Raw genomic sequence first — 25,823 nt, 5'->3', positions numbered from 1 at the left:
ATTAGTGCCTGCCGGCTAGCTTAGCTACTGGTGAAAAGTCTCGTCGGACGCGGATTACTTCTCCCTGCGCGGCGTAGGCTCTCAAAAAAACGAGTTCTTTTATCAATGAGCATGATATAAACAAAGGCCAGAAACGGTACCAAGGAAATGGCAACCAGCAGCCGCAATTGCCAATACTGAGCGGCGCTCAGATGCCAGTGATGGGCGAGATATTTGATGATGGTTTCCATGATGCTTCTTTTTTTATGCAATGTAATATATTTTGTGAGTAAGTACTCACTTATGAACACAGGATGACGATTGATGTTGCAATTGCCCGTTTGAGTGGAAAATTTCTGTTTGCTAAGCATGGTATAAAGTAGTTGATTAGAAGCATTTTACAGTAGAAATACATAAAACACTGTCTTCACCGCTGCCAGTTAGGGCACAATGAAAAATTTTTGTAGCTACTATAACTTCGGAAAGGATGCTGGCGATTTGTGCCATGATAATTTGGCTCTTAGTTATCGCCTTAGACGGATAAGTGGCAAGGCTTCCGAGCGAGCTGGGCCCGCTGATTACTAGTTGTTGCAGGCAAGAGTAGGCAGTACTCGCGGGGGTAGGTCATGCCGGTAGCTTGCCCGCTTAGCAGCCGTGGCGTACCTTTGCCCCACTCAAGCGGAGTATTCAGCCAAGGAAAGGCATTGCCTTTTTCTGCGCATGTTTCTTTAAAGGGGGAGTTTGGAACCAGAAATTGGGTTGAAATACTTAGTTTTTGATTCAGTTTTTCGGGGTGTAGCGTAGCCCGGTATCGCGCCTGCTTTGGGAGCAGGAGGTCGTAGGTTCGAATCCTGCCACCCCGACACTTTTTGCACTGGATTTGACCCCATAGCTCAGCTGGATAGAGCAGCTACCTTCTAAGTAGCCGGTCATTGGTTCGAATCCAATTGGGGCCACGCTTTTTTAGCTTGCCCAATGGACTTGTGAAGTCATAAAAAAGGCCTCTGCCGACCTCGGCAGGGGCTTTTTTTAGGGGTGAAAATACCCTGAAAAAGGTGGGCGAAAGCTAGGCTGAATGGAGCTAAAAGAGTACCTTTGGATGTTCTCTTCCTGACCGTATTTCCGGTCGGTTTAACCCCCTCTCTCGCATGAGTGAAGTAGTAGAAAAGAAAGCCCCCGCCGACTACTCGGCCGATAGCATTCAGGTGCTGGAAGGGCTGGAGGCGGTGCGCAAGCGCCCCAGCATGTACATCGGCGACACGGGTATCAAGGGCCTGCACCACTTGGTGTGGGAAGTAGTCGATAACTCCATTGATGAGGCCCTAGCCGGGCACTGCGACCTGATTCAGGTCACGATTAACGAAAATAACTCAGTTACCGTCCGCGATAACGGCCGGGGTATTCCCGTAGATTGGCACGCCAAGGAAGGCCGCTCGGCCCTCGAAGTAGTGCTGACCGTGCTGCACGCCGGCGGCAAGTTTGACAAAGACTCGTACAAAGTATCGGGCGGCTTGCACGGCGTGGGCGTGAGCTGCGTAAACGCGCTCAGCACCGAGCTTAAAGTGACCGTGCGCCGCAAGGGCCACGTGTATAAGCAGGAATACACCATCGGGCACCCGCTGTACCCGGTGAAGGAAATCGGCGATACCGACGAGCACGGCACGGAAGTGCAGTTCTTGCCCGACCCGAGCATCTTCTCGGAAACGGAGTACCGCTACGCCACTATCGCCAGCCGCCTGCGCGACTTGTCGTTTCTAAACAAGGGCATCCGCATTACCCTCACCGACCGCCGCGAGAAGCCCGTGGGCGATGCGGCCGTGGGGCACGTCGATGCCGAGGGCTTCCGCTACGAGGAATTTTACTCGCAGGGCGGCCTGCGCGACTTCGTGCAGTACCTTGATGGCACCGAGCGGCCTTCGCTGCTGGCCGAGCCCATTTACGTGGAGAGCGAGAAGGGCGGCACGCCGGTCGAGGTGGCCTTGCAGTACAATACCTCGTACCAGGAAAACGTCTATTCCTACGTCAATAACATCAACACCATTGAGGGAGGCACCCACGTGGGCGGCTTCCGCTCGGCCGTTACGCGGGTGCTGAAAGCGTATGGCGACAAGAAGCAGCTGTTCGAGAAGGCCAAGGTGGAAATTACCGGTGATGACTTCCGCGAGGGCCTCACCGCCGTTATTTCGGTGAAGGTGCAGGAGCCGCAGTTTGAGGGCCAGACCAAGACTAAGCTCGGCAACTCGGAGGTGAGCGGCGCGGTGAACACCGTGGTGGGCGAAATTCTGACGCAGTACCTGGAAGAAAACCCTAGCCAGGCCAACCGCATCATGGACAAGGTGATACTGGCCGCCAAGGCCCGCATCGCCGCCCGCAAGGCCAAGGACATGGTGCAGCGCAAGAACGTGCTGGGCTCCAACTCCTTGCCCGGCAAGCTCGCCGACTGCTCCGACTCGGACCCCGAGGTGTGCGAGCTGTACCTAGTGGAAGGTGACTCGGCCGGCGGCACCGCCAAGCAGGGCCGCAACCGGGCGTTTCAGGCTATTTTGCCCCTGCGCGGCAAGATTCTGAACGTGGAGAAAGCCCAGGAGCACAAGATTCTGGAAAACGAGGAAATCAAGAACATGATTACCGCGCTCGGCGTCACGTTCAACGAGCGCAAGTCGCTGGCTTTCGGCACCGACGACGAGGGCAACGAAACCGGCCCGCTGAACTTCGACAAGCTGCGCTACCACAAAATCATCATCATGACCGATGCGGATATTGACGGCTCGCACATTCGCACGCTCATTCTCACGTTCTTCTTCCGCTACATGCGCCAGCTGGTGGACCAGGGGCACATTTACATCGCCCTGCCGCCGCTCTACCTCGTGAAGCGCGGCAAGGAAGAGCGCTACTGCTGGACCGAAGACGACCGCGCCGCTGCCACCGAGGAGCTAGGCCGTGGCCGCCCCGAAACCGTGAACGTGCAGCGCTACAAAGGCCTTGGTGAAATGAACGCCGAGCAGCTCTGGACCACCACCATGCAGCCCGAAACCCGCACCCTGAAGCAGGTAACGGTCGAGTCGGCCGCCGAGTCGGACCACCTCTTCTCGATGCTGATGGGCGACGAAGTAGCCCCGCGCCGCGACTTTATCGAGCAGAATGCCAAATACGCCAAGCTGGATGTGTAGCCAGCGCCCGGCCGGCGAGTAGTAGAGTAGCTTGCACCCGTTATCCCGCCAGGGGTAGCGGGTGCTTTGTTTTTACCCATCTTTTAGTCCGATTTTTTGCCGTTACGCACATGGCTGATTCTACTTCCAGCACGCAACTACTACCCAGCACGCCGGCTGATATCGACGAGATTTTCCGGCTCTACCGGCTAGCCACTGCTTACCAGGTTGCCGTGAAGGGCACCGTGGTGTGGCCTGATTTTGACCGCGAGATGGTGGCGCAGGAGCTAGCCGAAGGCCGCCAGTGGAAACTGCTGGTGGGCGATGCCATTGCCTGCGTGTGGGCCATCACGTTTGACGACCCGCAGATTTGGGGCGCGAAAAATGCTGACCCCGCCGTGTATATCCACCGCATTGCCACCAACCCCGACTTTCGGGGTCAAAGCCTAGTCGCGGCTATTGTGGCCTGGGCCCGAGACTACGCCCGGCAGCACCACAAAAAGTTTGTGCGCCTGGATACCGTGGGGGAAAACCACGGCCTCATTGCGCACTACACCGCGTGCGGGTTCACGTACCTGGGGCTAGCCACCCTCACCGACACGGCCGGCCTGCCGGCGCATTATCACAACGCCACCGTTAGCCTGTTTGAGCTGCCGGTATCGGAGTAAGAGCCCGGCTTGGCGCTGGCTAGCTTTACTTTTAACAAACTTCTAAATGCGACAGCTTATTGCATCCGGCGCACCCTGGGAAGCCACGGTGGGCTACTCGCGCGCTGTGCGCGTGGGGCAGGTAGTGGAGGTAGCGGGAACCACCGCGCAGGATGGAGCATCCATTACTGGCCATGATGAATACACGCAGGCCAAGCGGATTTTTGAAAAAATAGCGGCCGCCCTCCAGGAGGCCGGCGCTACCCTGCGGCACGTAGTGCGCACCCGCATTTTCGTCACGGATATTACTCGGTGGGAAGCCGTAGGGCGGGCCCACGGCGAAGTATTTGGGGAAATTTGTCCCGTTACGACAATGGTTCAGGTGGCAGCGCTCATCGACCCGCGCCTACTGGTAGAAATCGAGGCAACGGCCATAATTGCCTAGAAGCGCCTAGTAAGCGGGGCGGCCTTCCTGAGCGGCCCAGGCCTGAAACGACACCAGCGCTTCGGCGCGCAAAAACTGCTGCATGGGCAATTGGCGCTCGGCCAGCGGCTTCTCGATTTCATCGTAGATAAACTGGTCGTCGAAGCCAATAGCGGCCGCATCGGCCTTGGTATTGGCGTAGAACACCCTAGCCGGCCGCGCCCAGTAGATGGCGCCCAGGCACATGGGGCAGGGCTCGCATGAGGTGTAGAGGTCGCAGCCCTCGAGCTGGAAGGTGCCCAGCGCCTGGCAAGCCTTGCGAATGGCATCGACCTCGGCGTGGCAGGTGGGGTCGTGGGTGGTCGTGACCTGGTTGAAGCCGCGCGCGATTATCTGGCCGTCTTTTACCACCACCGCGCCAAAGGGGCCGCCGAAACCAGCCTGCATTTTCTCCAGCGAAAGCCGGATGGCTTCGCGCATGAAGGCGGGGTTAGGAGCCGAAGTGGAGCTATTTATATTTTTCACGTGTTGAGAATCAGTTTTTTATTCCGACCGGATAAGAAAATTCGCGCGTCGCCGGAATCTTTTGCCGGGTTGTTTGTTGTACCTAACGTGAAAGAATAGTTTTTTAAGGTGTTTTGGTTGGAAAGCTCAGGGATAATGTCTCTGAGCTTTTTTTATGCCTCTACAGCCCGGTGCTGCTGCCAAAGGCGGCCTCTGCAACGAGGCCTGCCACCGCAAAATTAGCCCTGGGCAACGGGAGTAGCCGGAAGGCTGGCTTTGCTGGCCGCAAGCCAGCCTTAGGGGGAGCATTTTAGTGAAAAAATAGGTGGGGAGGGCTAATGACAGCGGGTAACGGAGCGTGCGGCAGCGACTATTGGGTGTATTTTGCGGCCTCCATCCTTTTCCCACCCGCATGATGAATCGGCGATTAGCGGTCCGGCACCTCACCCTAGTGGCGGGGGCGGCTGCGCTGCTGCCCGGCTGCCTCTCGCAGAGCCACGATGAGCAAACCGCTTCGTATCCGTTAAAGCACTTGGTGCTAAGCGCCCGCCAGGAAAAGCTGCTGGCCGAAGTTTGCGAAACGCTCATTCCGCGCACTGCTACGCCGGGCGCCAAAGACCTGGGCCTGCACCTCTACGTGCTGAAAATGCTGGATGACTGCACCCCACCCAAGGACCAGCAAACCTTCGTGGCCGGCCTGGGGCAGCTCGATGCAGCCGCCACCCGGCAGCTAGGGCAGTCGTTTGAGGCGAGCACGGCGGCCCAGCGCACGGCGCTGCTGCAGCGCCTCGACCAGCAGCCCGCGCAGTTCAGCGAGGCGCTAGGGGCCTTTTACCGGGCGGCGCGGCAGCTAGCTATAGATGGCTACACGGGCAGCAAGTATTTCATGACCAAGCAGGTCGTGTACGAACTGGTGCCGGGGCGCTACGACGGGTATTTTCCAGTGAGCAAAGTCAATTTAGCCGTTCCGCACCATGGCCAATCTTAATATCGACAGCATCAAGGCCCGCACGTTCGACGCCATTGTCATTGGCTCGGGCATGAGCGGCGGCTGGGCCGCTAAAGAGCTAACTGACAAAGGCCTAAAAACGCTGGTGGTGGAGCGCGGCCGCAACGTGGTGCACAACAAGGACTACCCGACTACCAACATGAGCCCCTGGGAATTTGCCCACGGCGGCAAGGTGCCCTACGACGTGCAGCAGGCCAACCCCATTGCCAGCCGCTGCTACGTATTTAAGGAAGACGCCATGCACTTCGTCGTGAAGGACGCCGAGCACCCCTACGTGCAGGAAAAGCCGTTTGACTGGATTCGGGGCTACCAGGTGGGCGGCAAGTCGCTGCTGTGGGCCCGCCAAACTCAGCGCTGGAGCAAGTACGATTTTGAGGGGCCTAGCCGCGATGGCTTTGCCGTGCCCTGGCCGATTGGCTACGACGACCTGGCGCCGTGGTACAGCCACGTGGAGAAGTTTGCGGGCATCAGCGGCAACCGCGATGGGCTAGCCACCCTGCCCGATGGCGAGTTTATGCCCGGCTTCCCGCTCAACGCGGTAGAAGACTACTTCCGGGTCAAGCTCCAGAAAAGCCATCCCGACCGCCACGTTATCAGTGCGCGCTGCGCGCATTTGTCAAAGCCGCAACCCATTCACTACGAGCAGGGGCGGGTGCAGTGCCAGAACCGCACGCTGTGCCAGCGCGGCTGCCCGTTTGGCGGCTATTTCAGCAGCAACTCCTCGACCCTGCCGTGGGCCCAGAAGTCGGGCCACCTCACGCTAGCCCCGATTTGGTGGTGCAAAGCATTTTGTACGACGAGCAGCAGGGCCGCGCCACCGGCATCCGCGTCATCGACGCGCATACCAAGGCGACCACGGAGTACTACTATGCGCCGGTGCTGTTTGTGAATGCGGGCGCGCTGAATACCAATTTGCTGCTGCTGAACTCGACTTCAAGCCGCTTCCCCAATGGGCTGGGCAACGACAGCGGCGTGCTGGGCAAGTATGTGGCCTTTCACAACTACAGCGCCAGGGTCTTTGCTGAGTACGAGGGCCTAAAAGAGTTTACCACCGACGGGCGCAACCCGGCGGGCGGCGGCTACATTCCGCGCTTCCGCAACGTGTTTCGGCAGGAAACCGATTTTTTGCGCGGCTACGCTACCAGCTTTGGCGCCTCGCGCGGCCGGGTGCAGCCTCAGCAAGGCTTCGGCGCCGACCTCAAGCACCAGCTCGAAAAGCCGGCCCTAAGCCCCTGGTACATCGGGGCGGGCATGATGGGTGAAACTATTCCGAAGGAAACCAACTACGTGCGCCTCGACCCTAGCCGCAAGGATGAGTGGGGCATGCCGCTGCTCTCGATTTCAGTGGCCTACGACGACAACGACGCCAAGATGAAGCAGGATTTCTTCGACCAGTTTACGGAGATGTTTACCCAGGCGGGCTTCAGTAACATCAAAACCAACGACTCGCACCAGGCGCCCGGCCTCGACATTCACGAGATGGGCGGTGTGCGCATGGGCACCGACCCCAAAACGTCGATGCTCAATAAGTGGAACCAGCTGCACGCCTGCCCCAACGTGTACGTGACTGACGGCGCGGCCATGACCTCAACCTCGACCCAGAACCCCTCGCTCACCTACATGGCCCTCACGGCCCGCGCCGTAGACCACGCGGTGCGTGAGCAGAAGAAGCAAAACCTGAAAACCACCTAGCCTGACCCCATGACCCACCGTCGCAATTTTTTGAAGCAAGCCGGGGCCCTAGCGGCCGTGGCCTGCGCCCGGCCCAGCCTGCTGCTGGCGGCCCCGACCCCGCCAAAAATCGGTATCCAGCTGTATTCGCTGCGCGAAACCATCGGCGCCGACGTGAAAGGCACCCTAGCCAAGGTGGCCAAAGCCGGCTACCAGGAAGTCGAAACCTACGGCTACAGCCCGGAGAAGCACTTTTGGGGCCTCACGCCGGCCGAGTTTAAGGCCGCCCTGGCGGCTCATGGCCTGAGCACATCCAGCGGGCACTACGAGGTGGGCGAGTTTATGCGCGACGGCCAGGCCGCGTCGCTGCAGCCCTGCATCGAGGCGGCCAGGGGCTGCGGGCAGCGCTACCTCATTGTGCCCCACCTCGATGAGAAGCTGCGCACGTCGGTGGCCGATTTTAAGACCCTGGCGGCCCGGCTCAACCAGGCGGGCAAGCTGTGCCAGGCGGCGGGCCTGCGGCTAGGCTACCACAACCACGACTTCGAGTTTAAGCCCCTAAGTGGCACCACGCTTTTCGACGTGCTGCTGCGGGAAACCGACCCCAAGCTGGTCGATTTTGAGCTGGACCTCTACTGGGTGGTGCGCGCCGGCCAAGACCCCGTGAAGCTCATGCAGGCGCACCCCAGGCGCTTTCCGCTGTGGCACGTTAAGGACATGGACAAGGCCAAGCCCGAGCTGAATACTGAAGTAGGCGCGGGCTCGATTGACTTCCGCAAAATCTTTGCCCTAGCCAGCACGGCCGGCCTCCAGCATATTTTTATGGAGCAGGAAAACTTCGGGATGGATGCTTACCAGAGCATCGCCCAGAGCGCTGCGTACCTGAAAAAAACGCTGCTGCCCGCCCTGCGCTAGGGCCAACGCTGGGCGCCTGGTAGCCGATGGGTAGCGACTGCCAGGCGCCGGCGCCGTGGGCAACCTAACTTGCGGCTAGGGCGTCCCTTGCGCAAACTCAGGGAAATAGCCCGATTGCTGATGCGAAAACTCTACCCGCTCCTAGTGCTGCTGGCCGCCGGCGAGGCTGGCGCCCAAACCTTTACCCCCGCCGAAACCGCCCGCTGGCAGCGGCAGGCTCAGCGCGTGCACATTGTGCGCGATACCTGGGGCGTGCCCCACATCACGGGCAAAACCGACGCCGACGCCGTATTTGGCCTGCTTTATACGCAGTGCGAAGACGATTTTGCGCGGGTCGAAGACAATTACATCACGGCGCTGGGCCGCCAGGCCGAGGTGCAGGGCGAGGCCGCCTTGTACGAAGATTTGCGCCAGCGCCTGTTTCTCGATTCGGCGCGGGCCGTGGGTATCTACCAGCGCAGTCCGCGCTGGATGAAGGACTTGCTGCACGCCTTTGCCGACGGCACCAACTACTACCTAGCCACGCACCCCACCGTGAAGCCCCGGCTGCTGCACCGCTTTCAGCCCTGGATGCCGCTGCTTTTTAGCGAAGGCAGCATTGGGGGCAACGTGAGCGTGGTGCCGCTCGACCGGCTCAAGGCGTTTTATAGTCAGCCGAAAAAGACTTCCTGGCAGGCGCCCTTTCCCAAGGCCGACCCGCTGCGGGCCGACGACGAGCCCGTGGGCTCCAACGGCTTCGCTATTGGGGCTAGCAAGAGTGCCAGCGGCCACCCGCTGCTGCTCATCAACCCCCACACCTCGTTCTACTTCCGCTCGGAGGTGCAGATGACCAGTGCCGCCGGCCTCAATGCCTACGGCGCCGTGACGTGGGGCCAGTTCTTTATCTACCAAGGCTTTAATGAGAAATGTGGCTGGATGCACACCTCCAGCCAGGCCGACTCGATGGATGAGTATCTCGAAACGGTGACCAGCCAGGATGGCAAGTACGTGTACCTGTACGACGGCAAGCAGCTGCCGCTGCCCACCGATACGCTGAGCCTGCGCTACGTGAAAGATGGCCAGCGCCTGCGGCGCACCTTCACCACCTACCGCACGCCGCACGGCCCGGTGGTGGGCCAGCAGGGTGATAAGTGGGTGACCGTGAAAATGATGGACACGCCGCTCGAAGCCCTAGAGCAGAGCTACCTGCGCACCAAGGCGCACGACTACGCCAGTTTCCGGGAGGTGATGCGCCTGAACGGCAACGCCTCGAACAACACCGTTTTTGCCGATAACACCGGCACCATTGCCTACTGGCACGGCAACTTCATGCCCCGCCGCCCCGCCGGCTACGACTGGAACCAGCCCGTGGACGGCAGCACCAAGGCCACCGAATGGCAGGGCCTGCACAAGGTGGAAGAGCTGGTGCAGGTGAAAAACCCGGCCAGCGGCTTCATCCAGAACTGCAACTCGACGCCCTACACCGTGGCGGGCCCCGGCAGCAGCCCCGAGCGCCTGAGCTACCCGCCGTACATGGCCCCGACGCCGAGAACTACCGCGGCATCAACGCCGTGCGGGTGCTGAGCCGCAAGAAAGCGTTCACGCTGGATACCCTTATTGTCGCGGCCGATGACCCGCACCTAGCGGGCTTCGAGGAGCTGCTGCCTGCGCTGTTTAATGATTATCAACTGACCATCGATGCGCCCGGCGGCACGGCACCCGAGGGCACGGCGGCGGCCATCGAGGTGCTGCGCGGCTGGAACCTGAACTACAGCGCCACCTCCACGGCCCAGACCCTAGCCATCTACTGGGCCGAGCGCTTGCAGCGGCTGGCTCGCACCCGGCTGCCCACCGGCCAAACCCTGAGCTATTTGCCCTTTACGCAGTTCGTCATTGCCCACACCTCACCCGAAGAAAAGCTGACCGCCCTGGCCGAAACCCAGGCCGAGCTGAAGCGCGACTTCGGCTCCTGGCAGGTGCCGTGGGGCGAGGTGAATCGTTACCAGCGCCTAACCGGCCAGATTAACGAAACCTTTGACGATACCCAGCACAGCCGGCCGGTGGCCTTCACCTCGTCGGCCTGGGGCAGCCTCGCGGCCTTCGGCGCCCACACCTGGCCCGGCACCAAGAAGCGCTACGGCTACGTGGGCAACAGCTTCGTGGCGGTGGTCGAGTTTGGGCCCCGCGTGGTGGCCCGCTCGGTGGTGACGGGCGGCGCCAGCAGCCAGCCCGCTAGCCCTCACTTCACCGACCAGGCGCCGCTCTACTGCGAAGGCCGGTTTAAAGACGTGTGGTTTTACCCCGAAGATGTGCAGCAGCACGTGGAGAAAAGCTACCACCCGGGCGAGTAGGAGGGGTGGCAGAGCCAAAAAACGTCTGTCATGCTGAGTTTGCGAAGCATCTTATCAGGGAAGAACAAGTCATTCAGCGGTGATAGAATGCTTCATTCGGGACGCCAGATAAGCAGGACAGCTAGGTAAAAAACGATTTCTGATGAAAAAATACTTATACCTGCTGCTGTGGCTAGCCCTGCTGCCGCTGGCTAGCCCTGCGCAGCCTGGCCAACCCACTGCTACTCTGCTGCGCCCCGCCGCCGTGTTTGACGGCCAGACGCTGCATCCCGGCTGGGCGGTGCTGGTAGAGGGCCAGAAAATATCGGCCGTCGGCCCGGCCGCTAGCCTCGCGGCGCCGGCCGGCGCGCGCACCCTGGAGCTGCCCGGCCTCACGCTGCTGCCCGGCCTCATCGAGGGGCACTCGCATCTGCTGCTGCACCCCTACAACGAAACCAGCTGGAACGACCAGGTGCTCACCGAGCCGCTGGCCCTGCGCGTGGCCCGTGCCACCGTGCACGCCCAAAAAACGCTGCTGGCCGGCTTCACGACCACCCGCGACCTCGGCACCGAGGGGGCCGGCTACGCCGATGTGGGCCTGAAGCAGGCCATCGACGAAGGGGTAATTCCGGGGCCGCGCCTGCTGGTGGCTACTAGGGCGCTGGTGGCCACCGGCAGCTACGGCCCGCACCTGGCGGCCGTGGAGGACCTGCCGCAGGGTGCCCAGGAGGCCGATGGCGTCGATAACCTGGTGCGGGCCGTGCGCGAGCAAATCGGCCACGGGGCCGACGTGGTGAAGGTGTACGCCGACTACCGCTGGGGCCCCGGCGGCTCGGCCCAGCCTACGTATTCGGTTGAAGAGCTTACCCTAATTGTGCAAACGGCCCGCGCCACCGGGCGCGGCGTGGTGGCCCACGCCAGTACTGCCGAGGGTATGCGCCGCGCCACCCTGGCCGGCGTCGAAACCATCGAGCATGGCGACGGCGGCACGCCCGCAGTATTCAAGCTGATGAAAGAGCGCGGCGTGGCGCTGTGCCCCACGGTGGCCGCCTCCGATGCCATCTCGCAGTACCGCGGCTGGAAAAAAGGCCAGGACCCCGACCCGCAGCGCATCCTCGACAAGCACCGCGCCGTGCAGGCGGCCCGCCAGGCGGGCGTCACGTTTGCGATGGGCGGCGACGTGGGCGTGTTTCCGCACGGCGACAATGCCCGCGAAATGGAATTGCTGGTGCAGGACTACGGCTTTACGCCGCTCGAAGTGCTGCGCCAGGCTACCAGCGGCAACGCCCGCATCTTCCACCTCGCCGACCGCGGCCAGGTGGCCGCCGGCCTGCTCGCCGACCTCGTGGCCGTGGCCGGCGACCCCACCCAGCAGGTGCAGGCTCTGCGCCAAGTGCAATTCGTGATGAAGGGCGGCGTGCTCTACAAGCAACCCTAGCCGCGCGCCGTGCCCTCATCGGCCGCCGCAAGCTGGGCGCGCCAGCGGGCTAGCCACGCCTCCGGCACGGGGGCGGGCGGCCCGGCCAGCCCCCGTGCCAGGCGGGCCAGCAGCTGGCTTTGCGCCTGGTAGCGGCGGCAATACACGCACAGGTGCAGGTGCGCCCACAGGCGCAAACGTTCGCCGGGGGCTAGCGCGGCATCGGCCCGGCGCTCGATGAGGCGCGTGGCGGTGCGGCAGTCGCGCACGAAAGCAGGCAGGAAGAGCATCAGGGAGCAGCGGTAGGGGGTGGGGAGGCTAGCCAATGGCGTTCGAGGCAGCGGCGCAGGCTGAGCTTGGCCCGGTGCACCAGCACCCAGAAGTTGGCCGCCGACAGGGCCAACTCCTGGCAGACTTCTTCGGCCGGGATTTCCTCCACGAAGCGCCGGGCAAATACCAGCTGCTGGCGCGGCGGCAGGCGGCGCTGGCAGGCGGCTAGTATCAGGTGCAGCTCTTGCTGCTCCAGGGCCTCGTCGGCGGTGGGCCAGGGCTGGGGCGCGTGGGCCGGTAGCCAGTGGCCATCGGGGCCAAAGAGCGGGCCGTTGTCAGCATCTTCCAGGTCGGTTTCGGGCAGCGATACCACCGGCTGGCGGGCCTGCTGCCGGTAGAAATCGACGAGCTTACGCCGCAAAATCACGAATAGCCAGCTGCGCTCCGAGGCCTCACCCCGGAAGCTGGCGCGGGCGGCCAGGGCACTCAGGAAAGTTTCCTGCACCAGCTCGGCCGCCGCGTCGGGGTCGGCCACGCGGCGGTAGGCAAAGCGGTAAAGCTCGGGGCCGTAGCGGTCGGGCCACCGGGGTGGGTCGAGCGAGGCAGCGGGGGAGAAGGCCGTCACAAGGAAAGAAAAGCGAAAGAAAATGCGCCGCGCACACCAACTACGGGGCTACTGCCGGGCCAACTCGCCGCCCAGCGGCTGCGCCGCCGCGCCCACCACCTGCCGGGTGCGCGCCGCCTGCACCACCACCACGGCCCGCAGGTGCGCCGGGTTCCAGCCGGAAGCCAGCGCCAGGGGCTCGCTAGCCTCAAAAGCGGCGCCGGGCGCCGCCGTGCCCAGCGGGCGCAGGCTGCGCACTACCGAGGCGTGGTGCAGCAGCTCGCCCTTATTTTCGCCCCCGCCCACCTGCGTGGCCAGCCCGCTTTCGGTGATGAATAAGAACACTTGCGCCGGGCCGGTGCCGGCTGGCAGGCTGGCCACCCGCACCCGCAGCGGCTGGCCGCCGAGGCCGCCCGCCAGGCTCACGGTGGCTAGCGGGGCGTGCGCTGCCTGCCCAATGGGCGCCACCAGGGCCGCGCGGCGGCTGCCCACCAGCTCGGTGCGGCCCTGCACCACGGCCTGCGGGGTATAAGAGCCGCTGCCGAAGCGCGCCGCGTACTGGCCCTGGCGGGCGGTGTAGGCCGGGTCCGAAAAGGGGTCTTTCCACCCCAGGCGGTTCCAGTAATCGACGTGCTGGCCCAGCACGATAATTTCGGCACCGGCCACGGGCTGGCTGCTTTCCAGCTCGCGCAGGGTAGCATCGGCGGCCGGGCAGCTGGAGCAGCCTTCCGACGTGAACAGCTCGACTACCACGGGCGCGCCGGTGGGCGGCGCGGTGGGTGAAGTAAGGCTGGTGAGGCCCCAAACGCCCCCAAGGGCGGCTAGCAGCAGTTTCATAAAAGCAAGAACTGAAAAGTGAGCACTCCCGGCTACCCGCCGGCCAGGGAGGCAGACGCGGCTAGCCTCCAAACCTTACGCGCCGCCGAAAACTTTCGGTAACTTAAGAAAAAATGCGCTCGGCGTGTAAGGCCCGGCGCCGGGCGGCGTCTACCGGCCTTGCGTACCGGGCGGCTTACCTTCGTGCGCGCACTTGCCTTCCACATTTTTATGAAAAAACTCGTCGAGAAGCACCCGCTAGCCATCCGCTGGTTTCACTGGGTTAATTTTCCGGTGCTGGCGCTCATGATTTGGAGCGGGCTGTGGATATACTGGGCCAATGACATCTACCGCATCGGCTGGGGCAGCACCACGCTCTACAAGTTCTTCCCGCAGTCATTCTACGCTGCCACCCACCTCGACCACAAGCTGGCCCAAGGCATGGCTTGGCACTTCCTGCTGATGTGGGTATTTTTCCTAAATGGCTTACTGTACGTGCTTTATACGCTTATATCGGGCGAGTGGCGCTACCTGCTGCCCAACCGCCACTCCTTCCGCGAGGCCATTGAAGTGACGCTCCATGACCTGGGCCTGCGCAAAACCGCGCCGCTAGTGCAGAAATACAACGGCGCCCAGCGCATTGCCTACACCGCCGTCATTGTCATGGGTTTGGGTTCGCTGCTGACGGGTTTATCCATCTACAAGCCCACGCAGTTTGGGTGGCTCACGCAGGGGCTGGGCGGCTACGAGGCGGCCCGCGTCGAGCACTTCGTGCTCACCATTGGCTACGTGCTTTTCTTTATTGTGCACGTGGCGCAGGTGGGCCGCGCCGGCTGGAATAATTTCCGCTCGATGGTGGCCGGCTTTGAGGTGGAAGACGTGCCCGCCGGTGCGGCTAGCCCCCAGCTGGCCCAGCGCGCACCCGATACGCAGGCCTGATTGTTTACCCGCTAGCTTACCCGTATTATGGCCCTGGAACCCACGCCCGCATCCGAAAAATCCATCCCGCCACACGTGTCGCCCGATGGTGAAAACCTGACGCTGCCGCCCGGCTCGGCCGTCGAGCGCGAGGCCACCCGCCGCACCCGGCGCTCGTTTATCGGCCTGGGGCTGGCCGGCCTGGGCGGCGTGCTGGGCTGGCGCTACCTGCTCAGCCGCCCCGATGCCGACGGTACGCCCGCGCCCTTCCGGCGCGTGCTCGACGCCAACGGCCGCCTCTCGGCCGCCTACTTCCGCGAAACGCGGCTGGCCCCCGAATTTGCCAAAAGCCAGGGTGTGCGCGAGGTGCGCACCAACGGCGATGCCGGCTTGAACTCCGACATCGACTTGGCCGCCTGGCGCCTGGTGGTGCAGCCCTACGGCGGCGGCAAAGCCCAGGAATTTACCCTGGCCGACATCAAAGCCCTGCCGCGCATCGAGCTGACGACCCAGCTCAAGTGCATCGAGGGCTGGAGCATTATCGTGAACTGGGCCGGCGCGCGCTTCGCCGATTTTCTGGCCAAGTACCCCTTAGCCAGCCGCAGCGGCCAGCCCGTCAAGGACAGTGCCAACCCGCCGGCCGACCTGGCGCCCTACGTCAGCCTCGTCACGCCCGACGAGGAATACTACGTGGGCCTCGACATGCACAGCGCCATTCACCCCCAAACCTTGCTCTGCTACGAGATAAACGGCCAGCCCCTGAGCCTGGAGCACGGCGCGCCGCTGCGCCTCGTCACGCCCCTCAAGTACGGCATCAAGCACCTCAAGCGCATCGGCACCATCGCCTTCGCCGACCAGCGCCCCGCCGACTACTGGGCCGAGCAGGGCTACGACTGGGACGCGGGCCATTAAAGCTGTAGCGCGGACTTTTAGTCCGCGCTACTTACATCACCACGCGCACTTCGTAGTGCTCGGTGCCCGAACCATCGGGGTTGGGCACGCGCCAGGCACCCACGCGGCTGGGGCCGTAGCCGAGGTTCACTTTTACCCATTCGTCGCGGGTAGGCAGCAGGCCGATAATAGCCTGGCTGAGCTGGTCGATAGCCTGCTGGGCATCCTGGTGCTGAAGGGCCAGCTCGTCGGCGTGCTGGTCGAACGAGCCGGTGGGCGGGCGCTGCTCAAATTCCTGGGCCGAGGTGGCCACGTTGGCATCGTGGGTAGCCTCGTTGCGCTCGGCAATGGTGAGCTTGCGCAGGTCTTCTTTGGCAGCTAGGTAGGCTTCTACTTTCTCCACCAGGGGCTGGAGGTCGGGGTTCAGGTAGTCGAGGTTGGAGGCCATCGGGGGCGGGTGTTTGGTAAGGAAATCAAGCAGAAGGCGGCGCGGCGGGCTTGTTGCGCTGGCATTTCTCGCTGCAATATTTCACTTCCGGCCAGTTGTTGCGCCACTTCTTGCGGTACTCGAAGGGCAGGCCGCAGGTCGCGCAGATTTTGGTGGGCAACTGGCCTTTTTTGAGTTGGGCAGCCATGGGCGGGAAGTGAAAAGCGAAAAGTGCCGGACCTTTGCCGGCCGGCCCCGGGCCGTTTACGTTTAAAAGCGCTGCGCTGGCTATGCCCACTGCGCCTTTCCTATGCCCCACCACGCCCCCGACCTTATCGGCCAAGCCCTGCTCGACTACCAGCAGGGCCATTCCAACGCTGCCCTCACCGTGCAGTGCAGCGCCGCCGACGACGAGCAGCTGCCCGCCGCCTACTTCTTTCGCACCCTGCTGGCCATGCCCGAGCTGGAGCGCCAGGCCCTCGACGAATGCCGGGGCCGCGTACTCGACCTGGGCGCCGGCGCCGGCTGCCACACGCTGGAGCTGCAAAGCCGGGGCTTTGCCGACGTGCGCGCCCTCGACCACTCGGCCGGCGCCGTGCAGGTGATGCAGGCGCGCGGCGTGCAGCAGGCAGCGCAGCACGACATTATGGCCCCGCGCGCCAAAAATGAGCGTCCCTACGATACCATCCTGATGCTCATGAACGGCCTGGGGCTAGCCGGCACGCTCGAAGGGCTCGATAAGTTTCTGGCCCACGCCCGCACTCTGCTCGCACCCGATGGCCAGATTCTGGGCACTTCGTCCGACATCAGCTACCTATATGAGGATGAAGACGGGGCGCTGGTATTCAACCTCAACGGCCCCTACTACGGCGAGGTCACCTACACCTTTCAGTACAAAGGCCAGACCGGCGAGCCGTTTCCCTGGCTCTTTATCGATGCGAGCCTGCTGGAAGATGCGGCCCGCCAGGCCGGCTACGAGGTCGAGTTTTTGGGCGAAGACGAGGGCGGCCAATACCTGGTGCGCCTTACCCTGGCCGGCGGCTTCGGGCCGGCTATTGATTAATGCAAAATAAGCTAATGACTCATAGCCAAACGTATACCGTGCGCTGGGCCGAGCTCGACCCCAACGGCCACATGCGCCACTCGGCCTACGCCGACTTTGCCGCCGACCAGCGCGTGCACTGGCTGGCTAGCCTGGGCTTCGACGTAAAGAAATTTGCCGAGCTGCGGCTGGGCCCCATTCTCTTCCGCGAAGAAACCAAGTACCTCAAAGAGCTGCACGGCGGCGAGCAGATAACCGTAGCTGGCCGCGTAACCGCCGGCACGCCCGACGGTGCCCGCTGGACCATCGAGCACACCATCAGCAAGGCCGATGGCCGGGTGGCCGCCGTCGTGACCGTCGATGGCGCCTGGCTCGACCTCGACCGCCGCAAGCTCACCGTACCGCCCGCCGAACTGGCGCAGGCGCTGGCCGTGTAGCTTAGAATGCAGAAGTGAGCCTGAGAAATTGTTCATGCTCACTTCAGTACCTTGCTGATGCGGTTGAGCTGCTGTTGGTGGTGCAGCGTGTGGTCGAGGATGGAGGCTAGCGTTTGGCTTACCGTGAGCCAGCCGGCGCGCGGGTGTCGGAACACCGTGTGGTTGAGCTTGGTACCCGGAAACTCGTGCAGCACCTGTTCGAGCTGCCGGCGCACGGCCGCCCACTCGGCGCGCAGCTGGGGCAGCGGCGCGAGGGTAGTAGGGTCGGGCGGCGGCGGCAGCGTGGGCGGCACCTTAAACCGCAGGCCCGGCCCGCGCAGCGCCAGCCGCAGCAGCAGGGCGCGCACCTTGTGCTTGAGCGAGGCTAGCTGCCACTTGCTGTGGTCGGTGGTGAGCGCGTGGCGCAGGGCGCCGGCAATGTTTTTTTCGGCCGTGAGCAGGTGATGGATAACCTGCGCCGCCGCCCACTGCCCCGGCACGGGGTGCACGTAGGCACGCGGTCCCAGCGCCTCGGCCGAGGCCAGGGCCTGCTCGGTGGCCCGGTCGAGCTGCTCAATAAGTAAGTGTAAGCGATTGTTCATAGAGCGAGTGGGTGGGATGGGGGCAGCGCATAGTGTAGCCTAAAAAACCAGCACGGAGCTGACAATCAGCGGCGGGCGTGTTCCTTTGCGGCGGGCGGCACGTGGGGCTAGCCCAGCAAAATTCGTGCAATGCCGCGCCAGCTGGTCGGCCATTTGATTTAAGCTCCTTAATACGTGCTATTTAAAAATACGATATCCAACCTCACCCGGATTAGGCAGGTAGCCGAGGTGCTGTTGCGCTACGGCTTCGAAGACGTAGTGACGACTACGCCCCTGCGCCGCCTCGTGAGCCAGAGCCGCCGCCTGCGCTGGCTGGAAGAAGACCAGCGCCCGGTGTTTGAAACCACGCGCTGGGAGCGCATCCGCCTGATAATCGAAGAGCTAGGCCCCACTTTCATCAAGCTGGCCCAGGCTCTGAGCAACCGCGCCGACCTGCTGCCCCAGGCGCTCATCGACGAGTTTGAGAAGCTGCAAAGCAACGTGCCGCCCTTTCCGACGGAGGAGGCGCGCCTCCTTATCGAGGCCGAGCTGGGCCGCCCGCTCGGGGAGGTCTTCAGCGAGTTTGATGATGTGCCGCTCGGCTCGGCCAGCATCGGGCAGGTACACCGGGCGCGGCTGCACGGCGGCGAAGAGGTAGTAGTAAAGATTCAGCGGCCCGGCGTGCGCGAAAAAGTGGAGGGCGACCTGCGGCTGCTGCACGAGCTGGTGCGCCTCACCAGCACGTTTTTGCGCAACCAGGGCCTGGCCAACCCGCAGGACGTGGTGGACGCCTTCGAGCGCAGCATGACCAAGGAGCTGGATTACACCTCCGAGGCCCGCGCGATGGAGCAGCTGCGCAAGCTCTACGAGAATTACACCAGCTTTTATATTCCAAAGCCCTACCGCGAGCTGAACACGGCTAAAATCCTAGTTATTGAATTTGTAAATGGCTGTAAGATAACCGACAAAGCCCAGCTGCTGGCCTGGGGCCTGAGCCCCGAAGCCGTGGCCGAAACGGGCATGGATATTTACCTGACCCAGATATTCGAGTTCGGGTTTTTCCACGCCGACCCGCACCCCGGCAACGTGCTGGTGCGCCCCGATGGCACCATTGTGCTCATCGACTTCGGCATGGTGGGCAAGCTCACCAAGCAGCAGAAATACGCTTTCGCGGGCGTGTTTATCGGCATGGCCCGGCAGGATGCGCGCAGCATGGCGCTCAACTTCCGGCGCCTGTCGCTGACTAGCGACATCCCCGATATGCGCGCCTTCGAGGCCGACCTCAACCTGCTCATCGAAGACTTTTCGGTGCTCGACGTGCAGGATATGAGCATGAGCGACCTGGCCGACTCGCTGCAAGGTATTATTTATCAATACAAGCTGCAAGTGCCGGGCGCGGTGTTTCTCATTCTGCGGGCGCTGGTTATTCTCGAAGGCATCGGCAAGGTGCTGCACCCGCGCTTTAACACCTTCGAGTTTGTGCGGCCCTACGGCGCCCGCATTCTCAGGGAGCAATACTCACCCGAGAATATCCTTACCGAGGCCGAGTATACGGGCACGCAACTGCTGGCCCTGCTCCAGACGCTGCCCATCGACCTGCGCCAGATAATGCGCAAAATCAGCAAGGGCGACCTGCGCGTGAAGGTGGAGCTGAGCGGCTACACCAGCCTGCTGCGCAAGGCCGACCAGCTCGTGGGCCGCACCATCCTGGCGCTGCTGCTGCTGGCCAGCATCCTGTTTGCGGGTCTGAGTTTGCTAGGGCACTACCCGGCCGAAATGCCGTACTACCGGGGGCTGCCCGTCATTACGTGGTACAGCCTGGGGGCGGGCCTGTTTTTATTGCTGCTGCTGACCATGCCGCAGCGCGTGCGGCGCGAGTAATCCGGCTAGCCCGGCTGCCGGGTTGGGTAGGTGCAGGCCCCCGAAGCAAGGCCATAGGCGCTTGCGCTCGTCGTTTTTGGCGGGCCGCACGTTATTCTTTTACCAAGCCTAGCAGACCTCTCCGGTGTGCGCCGTTATTTTGTTTATTCGGCAGCGGCTTCGGCGGTTTTGCAGCGGCTTCGCTAGGCGAAGCCTAGCCGCAAAATCCGCAAAATCCGTTTAAATCCGAAAATCCGAGATTCATGAAGCTCTTTAAGTCTGCCGACCTTATCCGCAAAAGCAAGTATATCAGCCGTGACCTGAGCTGGCTGCGCTTCAACTACCGGGTGCTCGACCAGGCCAAGGACCCTGGCCGCTCGCTGTTTGATAAACTACGATTCTTGAGCATTACCAGCTCGAATCTAGACGAGTTTTTCATGATTCGCGTGGGCTCGCTGTATAATTACCTCGACTATGGCAAGGAGCGCGTCGATTACTCGGGCCTGCGCGAGCTGCCCTTTCGGCGTAAGCTGCTCGACTTTGCGCACCGCTTCGTCAATGACCAGTCGCTCACGTACCTGAACGAGCTGAAGCCGCAGTTTGAAAAGAACGGCTTCAGCATCAAGCGGGTAGAGGAGCTGACCGAGATTGAGCTGAAAAAGGTAGAAGGCTACTTCAAAAACACCGTTTTTCCGCTGCTCACGCCGATGGTCTACGACTCGTACCACGGCTTTCCGCTCATCATCAACCAGGTGCTGACGTTTGGGGTGGTAACGCGCGAGGCGGGGCTAGCCAGCGCCGCGCCGCTGCCCGCTGCGCCCGACGTGGAGAAGGGCCAGGAGCGCCTCACCTTCGTGCAGATTCCGCAAAACCTGACGCGCTTCTTTGAAATCACGCGCAAAGACCGGGTGGTATTTGTGCCCATCGAGGAAATCGTGCGGGCCAACCTGCCCAAGCTCTTCCGCAACGTCGATATTCTGTCGGCCGACCTGTTTCGCATTACCCGCAACGGCGACTTCACGCTGGAAGAATCGGAGGACATCGACAGCAACTTTATCAAGGAAATCCAGACCGGCCTCAAAACCCGCAAGCGCGGCCGGGTGGTGCGCGTGGAGGTCGAGCCCGACGCCTCGCCCTACCTGATGAACATCCTGCGCGAGCGCTGGAACATCGACAACGGCAACATTTTTGTCATTCCCATTCTGCTTGATTTAAAAGGGCTTAACCAGATTTTGCGTTACCCCAGCTTCCGGGGTAAGGGTGCCAAGCTGCCCGCGCCGGTGCAGCCCCAGAGCCTGCCCGAGGGCGCCGAGGAGAATATGTTTGAGTATCTCAAGCACCACGATGTGCTGCTGCACCACCCCTACAACAGCATCGAAACCGTGGTGCGCCTGCTGGAGCGCGCCGCCGAAGACCCGCAGGTGCTGGGTATTAAGCAGACGATTTATCGGCTAGCCGAAGACTCGCGCGTGACGGCCGCCCTGCTCAAGGCCGCCGAGAACGGCAAGCACGTGTCGGTGCTGTTTGAGGTCAAGGCGCGCTTCGATGAGGAGCGCAACATTCGGGAGGGTGCGCGGCTCGAAAAGGCCGGCTGCTTCGTCATCTACGGCGTGGGTAAGTACAAGACGCACACCAAGATGCTGATGATTATCCGTAAGGAAGGCGAGAAGGTGACGCGCTACGTGCACATCGGCTCGGGTAACTACAACGAGCAAACCTCGCGCCTCTACACCGACCTGAGTATGCTGACGACCAACGACACGTATGGCCACGACGTGTCGGAGTTTTTCAACGTTATCACCGGCCACTCGCAGCCCGACGACTACGAGTACCTCATCACGGCCCCGCGCGACATGCGCCAGCAGCTCATTCACTTGGTGCGCGAGGAAGCCAAAAATGCCAAGAAAGGGCTAGCCAGCGGCATCGTGATGAAGATGAATTCGCTGGAGGACCGGGAGCTGATTGACGAGTTTTACAAGGCCAGCAAGGCCGGCGTGCCCATCCGGTTTATTGTGCGCGGCATTTGCTGCCTGCGGCCGGGCCGGCCGGGCCTGAGCGAAAACATTGAGGTGAAAAGCATCGTGGGCGAGTACCTGGAGCACGCCCGCCTGTTCTACTTCCACCACGGCGGCGAAGCGCGGCTCTACGCTGGCTCGGCCGACGCGATGGTGCGCTCCTTCGACCGCCGCATCGAGGCGCTGTTTCTGATTACCAACCCACAGCTGCGCCGTGAGGCCATTAACATCTTGCAGCTCAACCTGCTGGATACGCAGAACAGCTACCTCATGCGCGAGGATGGTGCCTACATCTGCCAGCGCCCCGCGCCCGGCGAGCCGGCCCTGAACATCCACCGCGAATTTTACCGCCGCCCCGACGAGGCGCAGCTGGCCCAGGCCACGCCCGAGGGCCTGCTAGCCCTGCTGCATGACCAAACTGCCCAGCGCCGCCAGCTAGCCGCCGCCGAAGCTGACGCGGCCGAAGCCGCCTCCATTATTCCGGAAGTGGAGGAGGGCGCCGACGATTTTGGCCAGGGTGAGGCGCTGATGGAAATTGAAGTAGAACACGAAACCGACATCGCCGCCACGGTGGTGGATGAAGGCTAGCCATTGATTGTGCCGGGAATAAAACAGCCAGACCTGCTACGCGAGGCGCAGCAGGTCTGGCTGTTTTACATGGTTTGAGTTGCTATCACATTATCGGCCCATTCTCTACATCGGCTACCGGCAAAATACTTGGGTGCACGGTGGGGCTGATTTCATCGAAATACTGCTCAAACAGCGCCTGCAACATGCCGTCTTTCAGGCCGATGTCGGGCACTATCATATTCTTGACGTTGGCCCAGTCCATAGCCGCGAGGTAGATGTGGCCGGCGGGCACAATCACGTCGGCACGGTCGGGGTTGAGCATGGCCACGTTCACGCGCTCGTTCATGCTCAGGCCACCGAGGCGGTCGAGCAGCGCCTGCACGCTGCGCCGCGTGATGGGCCGGTTAGGGGCGGCCGTCGACATGCTGTAGAGCTTGTTGATGTTGCCGCCGGTGCCGATGGCGCGCGTGACGTGGTAGCGGCGGGCGTTTTCGCGCACCCACACTTCCATACGCTGCCACAGGCCGTTCATTTCCTCTACCGTGCGGCCGCTTTCTTCCTGCTGCATGCGCCGGATGGAGCCGATTTCGAACGACTGCGCGGCCACCTTGCGGCGGTCGTGGTAGATGTTGAACTCGGTGCTGCCGCCGCCCACGTCGATATGCAGGTAGTGGCGGTTGTCTTCGAGCACGTGCTCGATTACGCGGTTGATGTACGAGGCTTCGGCCTGGCCGTCAATAACGTGGATATCAAGGCCTAGCTCGTCTTTCACGCGCTGAGCCACGGCCGCGCCGTTGGCGGCGGTGCGCATGGCCGAGGTGGCGCAGATGAGGTGGTGCGACACTTCGTGCACTTCCATCAGCAGCTTGAGCGAGTGCAGAAACTTGACGAACTTATCGGCCTTGCGGGCCGGAATCTCGCCGGTGGCAAATACGTCTTCGCCCAGCCGCAGCGGGTAGCGCACGTACTCGACGCGCTTGAGGCGGTAGCGGCCCTGAAAGAACAAAACTGCCGAAATCTGGCAGCGCACGGCATTGGAGCCAATATCGATGGCGGCGAGCTTGGTCAGCTGATACTCCATCGGGCAAAGGTAGGAATGCGGGTTTGCGCAGCGGCGCTAGTTTTCGCCGTTAATGAGATTGACTACCAGCGTCGCCTGCCTGCAGGGCGCTTTCGTAAGTTAGCTCGAAGCCGGCAGCGGCAGCCGGCGCCACGGTATCGCGGGCCACGCGCAGGCGCTGGTGGTCATACTGGTCGAGCACATCGAGGGCGCGGGCGTAGTCGCCCAGGATACGTAGCAGCGCGTCCGACTGGTCGGCGGTGAGTTCTTGGCTGCTAGCCACCTCGGCTTGCAGCTGTACGAGGCGCTTGAGGTCGGCTAGCTGGCGCTGGCTTTCACGTAAGCGCTTCTCGTTCAAAGCGTAGCCTTGCACGAGATATTGGCGCAGCACCTGCGTGGCCCACTGTCGAAAGCTGGTGCCGCGCTTCGACTTTACGCGGTAGCCGACGGAGATAATGACATCGAGGTTGTAGTAGTTAGTGCGGTAGGACTTGCCATCGGCGGCAGTTGTCAAGGATTCCTTGATAACTGCCTTTGCAGCTAGTTCGTTCTCCTTAAATAAATTACGAACGTGCAGGCTAACGTTCTGTTTGGTAGTCTCAAATAGCTTACTCATCTGCGCCTGCGTGAGCCACACGGTATCGTGGTCGAGCTGCACGTCGAGCTGCATCTGCCCGTCGGGCGACTGATAAAGGAGAACGTCGGTAGTGGCGGGCGACATGCGGCGGCTGGCTAGGGTAGTAAATCAGCAAGATATAGCCTGTCTTAATACTAATCGAGGGCTAGCCTAAAATACCTCGCCCAGATTCAGCGAGATGCCGTGCGAGCCGTCGAAGCCAAAGCCATAGTCGATGGCCAGGTTGGTGCGCGAGGCTTTGTTGAGGTTGATGCGCAGGCCGCCGCCCACGGCGGGCACTACCTTTTCGAAGGTGCCATCCTGCACCCGGCCGTGGGTCACGCTGAGCTCGGTTACGCTCTGGGCATTGGCAAATACCACGCCGCCGAGCAGGTGGTTGCGGGTGATGCCGAAGCGGTACTCGGCCTCGCCGTACATGAAATTCTTGCCCCGAAAGCGGCCCTGGATAAAGCCCCGGCCGGTGTTGCCATACATATCCCAGCCGGTGGCGGGCAGGTCGAGGAAAGGCGGGTTGCCGTTGAGGGTGAAGTTGTTGTAGGACCACAGCGCCAGGATATTGCTGGAGTAGGGCGAGGGGTGCAGGTACAGCCGGCCTTCGAGCAGCAGCGTCTGGTAGTTGGTATCGCTGCCCAGCGCTTTGAAATTGGGCCGGTACAGGGCATTGAAAAAATAGCCCCCCTGCGGGTTAATGGCGTTGCCCCGGTTGTCGTGCAGCACGCTGACAACCGGGCCCGATGAAAGGGAGCGGTTCGACACGCCGTAGCTGTAGCGCGAGATGCTGGCCACCTCGCGGCGACTATTGCGGCTCACGATATCCCAGTGGTCATCGAGCTGGTAGCCCAGGCCCACGTACCAGGCCGGGGCCACCCGCCGGAAAGCCGTTTGGTAAAGGCGCAGGTATTTATAGTCCATCGACACCACGCCGCCGGTGGTGCTGGTATACATCCCCAGGCCGTAGGTGCTCTGCGGATAGCGCATGACGCGCCAGTCGGCCACAAAATTCCAGGTGTTTTCGGGCAGCCACAGCGAGGGCGTCACCATAAAAATCAGCTGGTCTTTGAGTGTATACTGGGCCGTGCCGACCACGGTCGATACGTTAGCTCCCGGCCGCTGAAACGCTATATCGAGCGCCAGCTCGGCCACGCCGCTGGTTTGCTGCGAGTAGCCCACCACCGGTACCAGCAGCAGCATGTGGTGGCCGCGCTGCAAACCCAGCGAGTCGTGGGCCGGAATGCGGTGGTTGACGCGATGCAGCACGTCGGCCACGTCGAGCGGGAGGGAAGCGTCGGCCGGGGGCAGGCCGGGCGGGGGCACTACCTGGGCAAAGCCGAGGTGAGCCAGCAGGCACATAGCCACCAAGCTGCCCGTATAACGCAGCACCTGCTGCCAGAAAGTAAAGTACACGTGAGCCAAGTAGTTGCAAAAGCCAGCTGCCGCCCAGTCGACACTGCCAAAGTACCAGCGCCCGAGCGTTTGAACTCCAAAGACTCTGGAACCAGGCAAAGGTTCAACGGGGGCCGCGTTGGCGAGGCAAACTATCGGCCAGCCGGCCGACTACGTCGGCCAGCCGGGCTAGCGGGCGCTACTTGTCGATGCGGTAGCCTAGCCCGAATGGCACCAGGCCGTTTTTTTGGCGGTACCCGGTAGGAGCTGGAGCATAGCATTTCGACCATCGGCGCACGGAGACGCCGC

The 25,823-nt window shown here is 62.2% G+C and carries 25 protein-coding genes, 2 tRNA genes and 1 pseudogene; 17 read left to right on the top strand and 11 right to left on the bottom strand.

Going from position 1 to position 25,823, the window contains the following annotated elements:
- Positions 1–20 precede the first annotated feature (20 nt).
- A complete protein-coding gene (locus GKZ68_RS10255) occupies positions 21–350 on the bottom strand; it encodes a hypothetical protein (protein ID WP_173114125.1) in 330 nt (109 codons plus the stop codon).
- Between the two features lie 418 nt (positions 351–768).
- Here GKZ68_RS10255 and GKZ68_RS10250 point away from each other — a divergent pair.
- The 5 genes from GKZ68_RS10250 (at position 769) to GKZ68_RS10230 (ending at position 4,220) form a co-directional block, all read left to right on the top strand.
- Positions 769–842, top strand: a tRNA-Pro gene (locus GKZ68_RS10250).
- A gap of 19 nt (positions 843–861) precedes the next feature.
- A tRNA-Arg gene (locus GKZ68_RS10245) sits at positions 862–935 on the top strand.
- Between the two features lie 192 nt (positions 936–1,127).
- The gene (gyrB, locus tag GKZ68_RS10240; protein WP_173114122.1) at positions 1,128–3,149 is read left to right on the top strand and encodes a DNA topoisomerase (ATP-hydrolyzing) subunit B; all 2,022 of its coding nucleotides are present in this window, start codon (positions 1,128–1,130) and stop codon (positions 3,147–3,149) included.
- A gap of 110 nt (positions 3,150–3,259) precedes the next feature.
- Complete coding sequence (locus GKZ68_RS10235; RefSeq protein WP_173114119.1) at positions 3,260–3,796, top strand: GNAT family N-acetyltransferase; 537 nt, start codon at positions 3,260–3,262, stop codon at positions 3,794–3,796.
- Positions 3,797–3,842: 46 nt separating this feature from the next.
- Positions 3,843–4,220, top strand: coding sequence for a RidA family protein (locus tag GKZ68_RS10230; RefSeq protein WP_173114116.1), 378 nt, complete (start codon positions 3,843–3,845; stop codon positions 4,218–4,220).
- A 6-nt stretch (positions 4,221–4,226) separates the two neighbouring features.
- Here the strand turns inward: GKZ68_RS10230 and GKZ68_RS10225 are convergent, their stop codons facing one another.
- The gene (locus GKZ68_RS10225; protein ID WP_173118349.1) at positions 4,227–4,679 is read right to left on the bottom strand and encodes a nucleoside deaminase; all 453 of its coding nucleotides are present in this window, start codon (positions 4,677–4,679) and stop codon (positions 4,227–4,229) included.
- A 436-nt stretch (positions 4,680–5,115) separates the two neighbouring features.
- Here GKZ68_RS10225 and GKZ68_RS10220 point away from each other — a divergent pair, with 436 nt between their 5' ends.
- From GKZ68_RS10220 to GKZ68_RS10200, 6 genes and pseudogenes are all read left to right on the top strand, one after another.
- Positions 5,116–5,691: a gluconate 2-dehydrogenase subunit 3 family protein gene (locus GKZ68_RS10220; protein WP_173114113.1), complete on the top strand. Its 576-nt coding sequence runs from the start codon at positions 5,116–5,118 to the stop codon at positions 5,689–5,691.
- A pseudogene (locus GKZ68_RS10215) lies at positions 5,678–7,404 on the top strand (GMC oxidoreductase). Before GKZ68_RS10220 ends, GKZ68_RS10215 begins: the two are co-directional and overlap by 14 nt.
- 9 nt (positions 7,405–7,413) lie before the next feature.
- Positions 7,414–8,298 carry a sugar phosphate isomerase/epimerase gene (locus GKZ68_RS10210; protein WP_173114110.1) on the top strand — a complete coding sequence of 295 codons (885 nt, stop codon included), beginning with the start codon at positions 7,414–7,416 and terminating at the stop codon, positions 8,296–8,298.
- A gap of 120 nt (positions 8,299–8,418) precedes the next feature.
- Complete coding sequence (locus GKZ68_RS10205; RefSeq protein ID WP_367949155.1) at positions 8,419–9,861, top strand: penicillin acylase family protein; 1,443 nt, start codon at positions 8,419–8,421, stop codon at positions 9,859–9,861.
- Positions 9,849–10,628 carry a penicillin acylase family protein gene (locus GKZ68_RS22675; protein ID WP_367949154.1) on the top strand — a complete coding sequence of 260 codons (780 nt, stop codon included), beginning with the start codon at positions 9,849–9,851 and terminating at the stop codon, positions 10,626–10,628. The genes GKZ68_RS10205 and GKZ68_RS22675 overlap by 13 nt, the downstream gene beginning before the upstream one ends.
- A 142-nt stretch (positions 10,629–10,770) precedes the next feature.
- Positions 10,771–12,045 carry an amidohydrolase family protein gene (locus tag GKZ68_RS10200; RefSeq protein ID WP_173114107.1) on the top strand — a complete coding sequence of 425 codons (1,275 nt, stop codon included), beginning with the start codon at positions 10,771–10,773 and terminating at the stop codon, positions 12,043–12,045.
- Here GKZ68_RS10200 and GKZ68_RS10195 read toward each other — a convergent pair.
- From GKZ68_RS10195 to GKZ68_RS10185, 3 genes are read right to left on the bottom strand one after another with little or no spacing between them, the layout of a single operon-like run.
- Positions 12,042–12,314: a hypothetical protein gene (locus tag GKZ68_RS10195; RefSeq protein ID WP_173114103.1), complete on the bottom strand. Its 273-nt coding sequence runs from the start codon at positions 12,312–12,314 to the stop codon at positions 12,042–12,044. The two genes, GKZ68_RS10200 and GKZ68_RS10195, sit on opposite strands and share 4 nt — an antisense overlap.
- Positions 12,314–12,919, bottom strand: a complete 606-nt coding sequence (locus GKZ68_RS10190; protein WP_173114100.1) for a sigma-70 family RNA polymerase sigma factor — start codon at positions 12,917–12,919, stop codon at positions 12,314–12,316. Before GKZ68_RS10190 ends, GKZ68_RS10195 begins: the two co-directional genes overlap by 1 nt.
- A 48-nt stretch (positions 12,920–12,967) precedes the next feature.
- Entirely contained in the window at positions 12,968–13,735 is a 768-nt protein-coding gene (locus GKZ68_RS10185; protein ID WP_173114097.1) for a thioredoxin family protein, read from the bottom strand.
- Positions 13,736–13,945: 210 nt separating this feature from the next.
- On the opposite strand from GKZ68_RS10185, the gene GKZ68_RS10180 reads away from it, so the two are divergent.
- Both GKZ68_RS10180 and GKZ68_RS10175 read left to right on the top strand, forming a co-directional pair.
- Positions 13,946–14,653, top strand: a complete 708-nt coding sequence (locus GKZ68_RS10180) for a cytochrome b/b6 domain-containing protein (RefSeq protein WP_173114094.1) — start codon at positions 13,946–13,948, stop codon at positions 14,651–14,653.
- Positions 14,654–14,680: 27 nt separating this feature from the next.
- Complete coding sequence (locus GKZ68_RS10175; RefSeq protein ID WP_173114091.1) at positions 14,681–15,544, top strand: molybdopterin-dependent oxidoreductase; 864 nt, start codon at positions 14,681–14,683, stop codon at positions 15,542–15,544.
- Positions 15,545–15,575: 31 nt separating this feature from the next.
- Here the strand turns inward: GKZ68_RS10175 and GKZ68_RS10170 are convergent, their stop codons facing one another.
- On the bottom strand, positions 15,576–15,971 hold the full coding sequence (locus GKZ68_RS10170; RefSeq protein ID WP_173114088.1) for a hypothetical protein: 396 nt from the start codon (positions 15,969–15,971) through the stop codon (positions 15,576–15,578).
- A 25-nt stretch (positions 15,972–15,996) separates the two neighbouring features.
- Positions 15,997–16,158, bottom strand: a complete 162-nt coding sequence (locus GKZ68_RS10165; RefSeq protein ID WP_173114085.1) for a DUF2256 domain-containing protein — start codon at positions 16,156–16,158, stop codon at positions 15,997–15,999.
- A 102-nt stretch (positions 16,159–16,260) separates the two neighbouring features.
- Here GKZ68_RS10165 and GKZ68_RS10160 point away from each other — a divergent pair, with 102 nt between their 5' ends.
- A complete protein-coding gene (locus GKZ68_RS10160; RefSeq protein ID WP_173114082.1) occupies positions 16,261–17,013 on the top strand; it encodes a bifunctional 2-polyprenyl-6-hydroxyphenol methylase/3-demethylubiquinol 3-O-methyltransferase UbiG in 753 nt (250 codons plus the stop codon).
- A 14-nt stretch (positions 17,014–17,027) separates the two neighbouring features.
- Positions 17,028–17,429, top strand: coding sequence for a thioesterase family protein (locus GKZ68_RS10155; RefSeq protein WP_173114079.1), 402 nt, complete (start codon positions 17,028–17,030; stop codon positions 17,427–17,429).
- A 38-nt stretch (positions 17,430–17,467) separates the two neighbouring features.
- On the opposite strand, the gene GKZ68_RS10150 is transcribed toward GKZ68_RS10155, so the two are convergent.
- Positions 17,468–18,010, bottom strand: coding sequence for a DinB family protein (locus GKZ68_RS10150; RefSeq protein WP_173114076.1), 543 nt, complete (start codon positions 18,008–18,010; stop codon positions 17,468–17,470).
- Positions 18,011–18,184: 174 nt separating this feature from the next.
- Between GKZ68_RS10150 and GKZ68_RS10145 the strand changes: the two genes are divergently transcribed.
- Together GKZ68_RS10145 and ppk1 are read left to right on the top strand one after the other, a co-directional pair.
- Positions 18,185–19,870, top strand: coding sequence for an AarF/ABC1/UbiB kinase family protein (locus GKZ68_RS10145; protein WP_173114073.1), 1,686 nt, complete (start codon positions 18,185–18,187; stop codon positions 19,868–19,870).
- Between the two features lie 242 nt (positions 19,871–20,112).
- Entirely contained in the window at positions 20,113–22,452 is a 2,340-nt protein-coding gene (gene ppk1, locus GKZ68_RS10140; RefSeq protein ID WP_173114070.1) for a polyphosphate kinase 1, read from the top strand.
- A gap of 85 nt (positions 22,453–22,537) precedes the next feature.
- Here ppk1 and GKZ68_RS10135 read toward each other — a convergent pair whose 3' ends face one another.
- The 3 genes from GKZ68_RS10135 to GKZ68_RS10125 form a co-directional block, all read right to left on the bottom strand.
- Complete coding sequence (locus tag GKZ68_RS10135) at positions 22,538–23,515, bottom strand: Ppx/GppA phosphatase family protein (protein WP_173114067.1); 978 nt, start codon at positions 23,513–23,515, stop codon at positions 22,538–22,540.
- A 49-nt stretch (positions 23,516–23,564) separates the two neighbouring features.
- Complete coding sequence (rhuM, locus tag GKZ68_RS10130) at positions 23,565–24,215, bottom strand: virulence RhuM family protein (protein WP_173114064.1); 651 nt, start codon at positions 24,213–24,215, stop codon at positions 23,565–23,567.
- A gap of 66 nt (positions 24,216–24,281) precedes the next feature.
- On the bottom strand, positions 24,282–25,535 hold the full coding sequence (locus GKZ68_RS10125) for a BamA/TamA family outer membrane protein (protein ID WP_254244244.1): 1,254 nt from the start codon (positions 25,533–25,535) through the stop codon (positions 24,282–24,284).
- Positions 25,536–25,823: the final 288 nt, after the last annotated feature.

Source organism: Hymenobacter sp. BRD128 (assembly GCF_013256625.1).
Classification (GTDB): Bacteria; Bacteroidota; Bacteroidia; order Cytophagales; family Hymenobacteraceae; genus Hymenobacter.
This window is presented reverse-complemented; position numbering and strand designations above follow the sequence as displayed.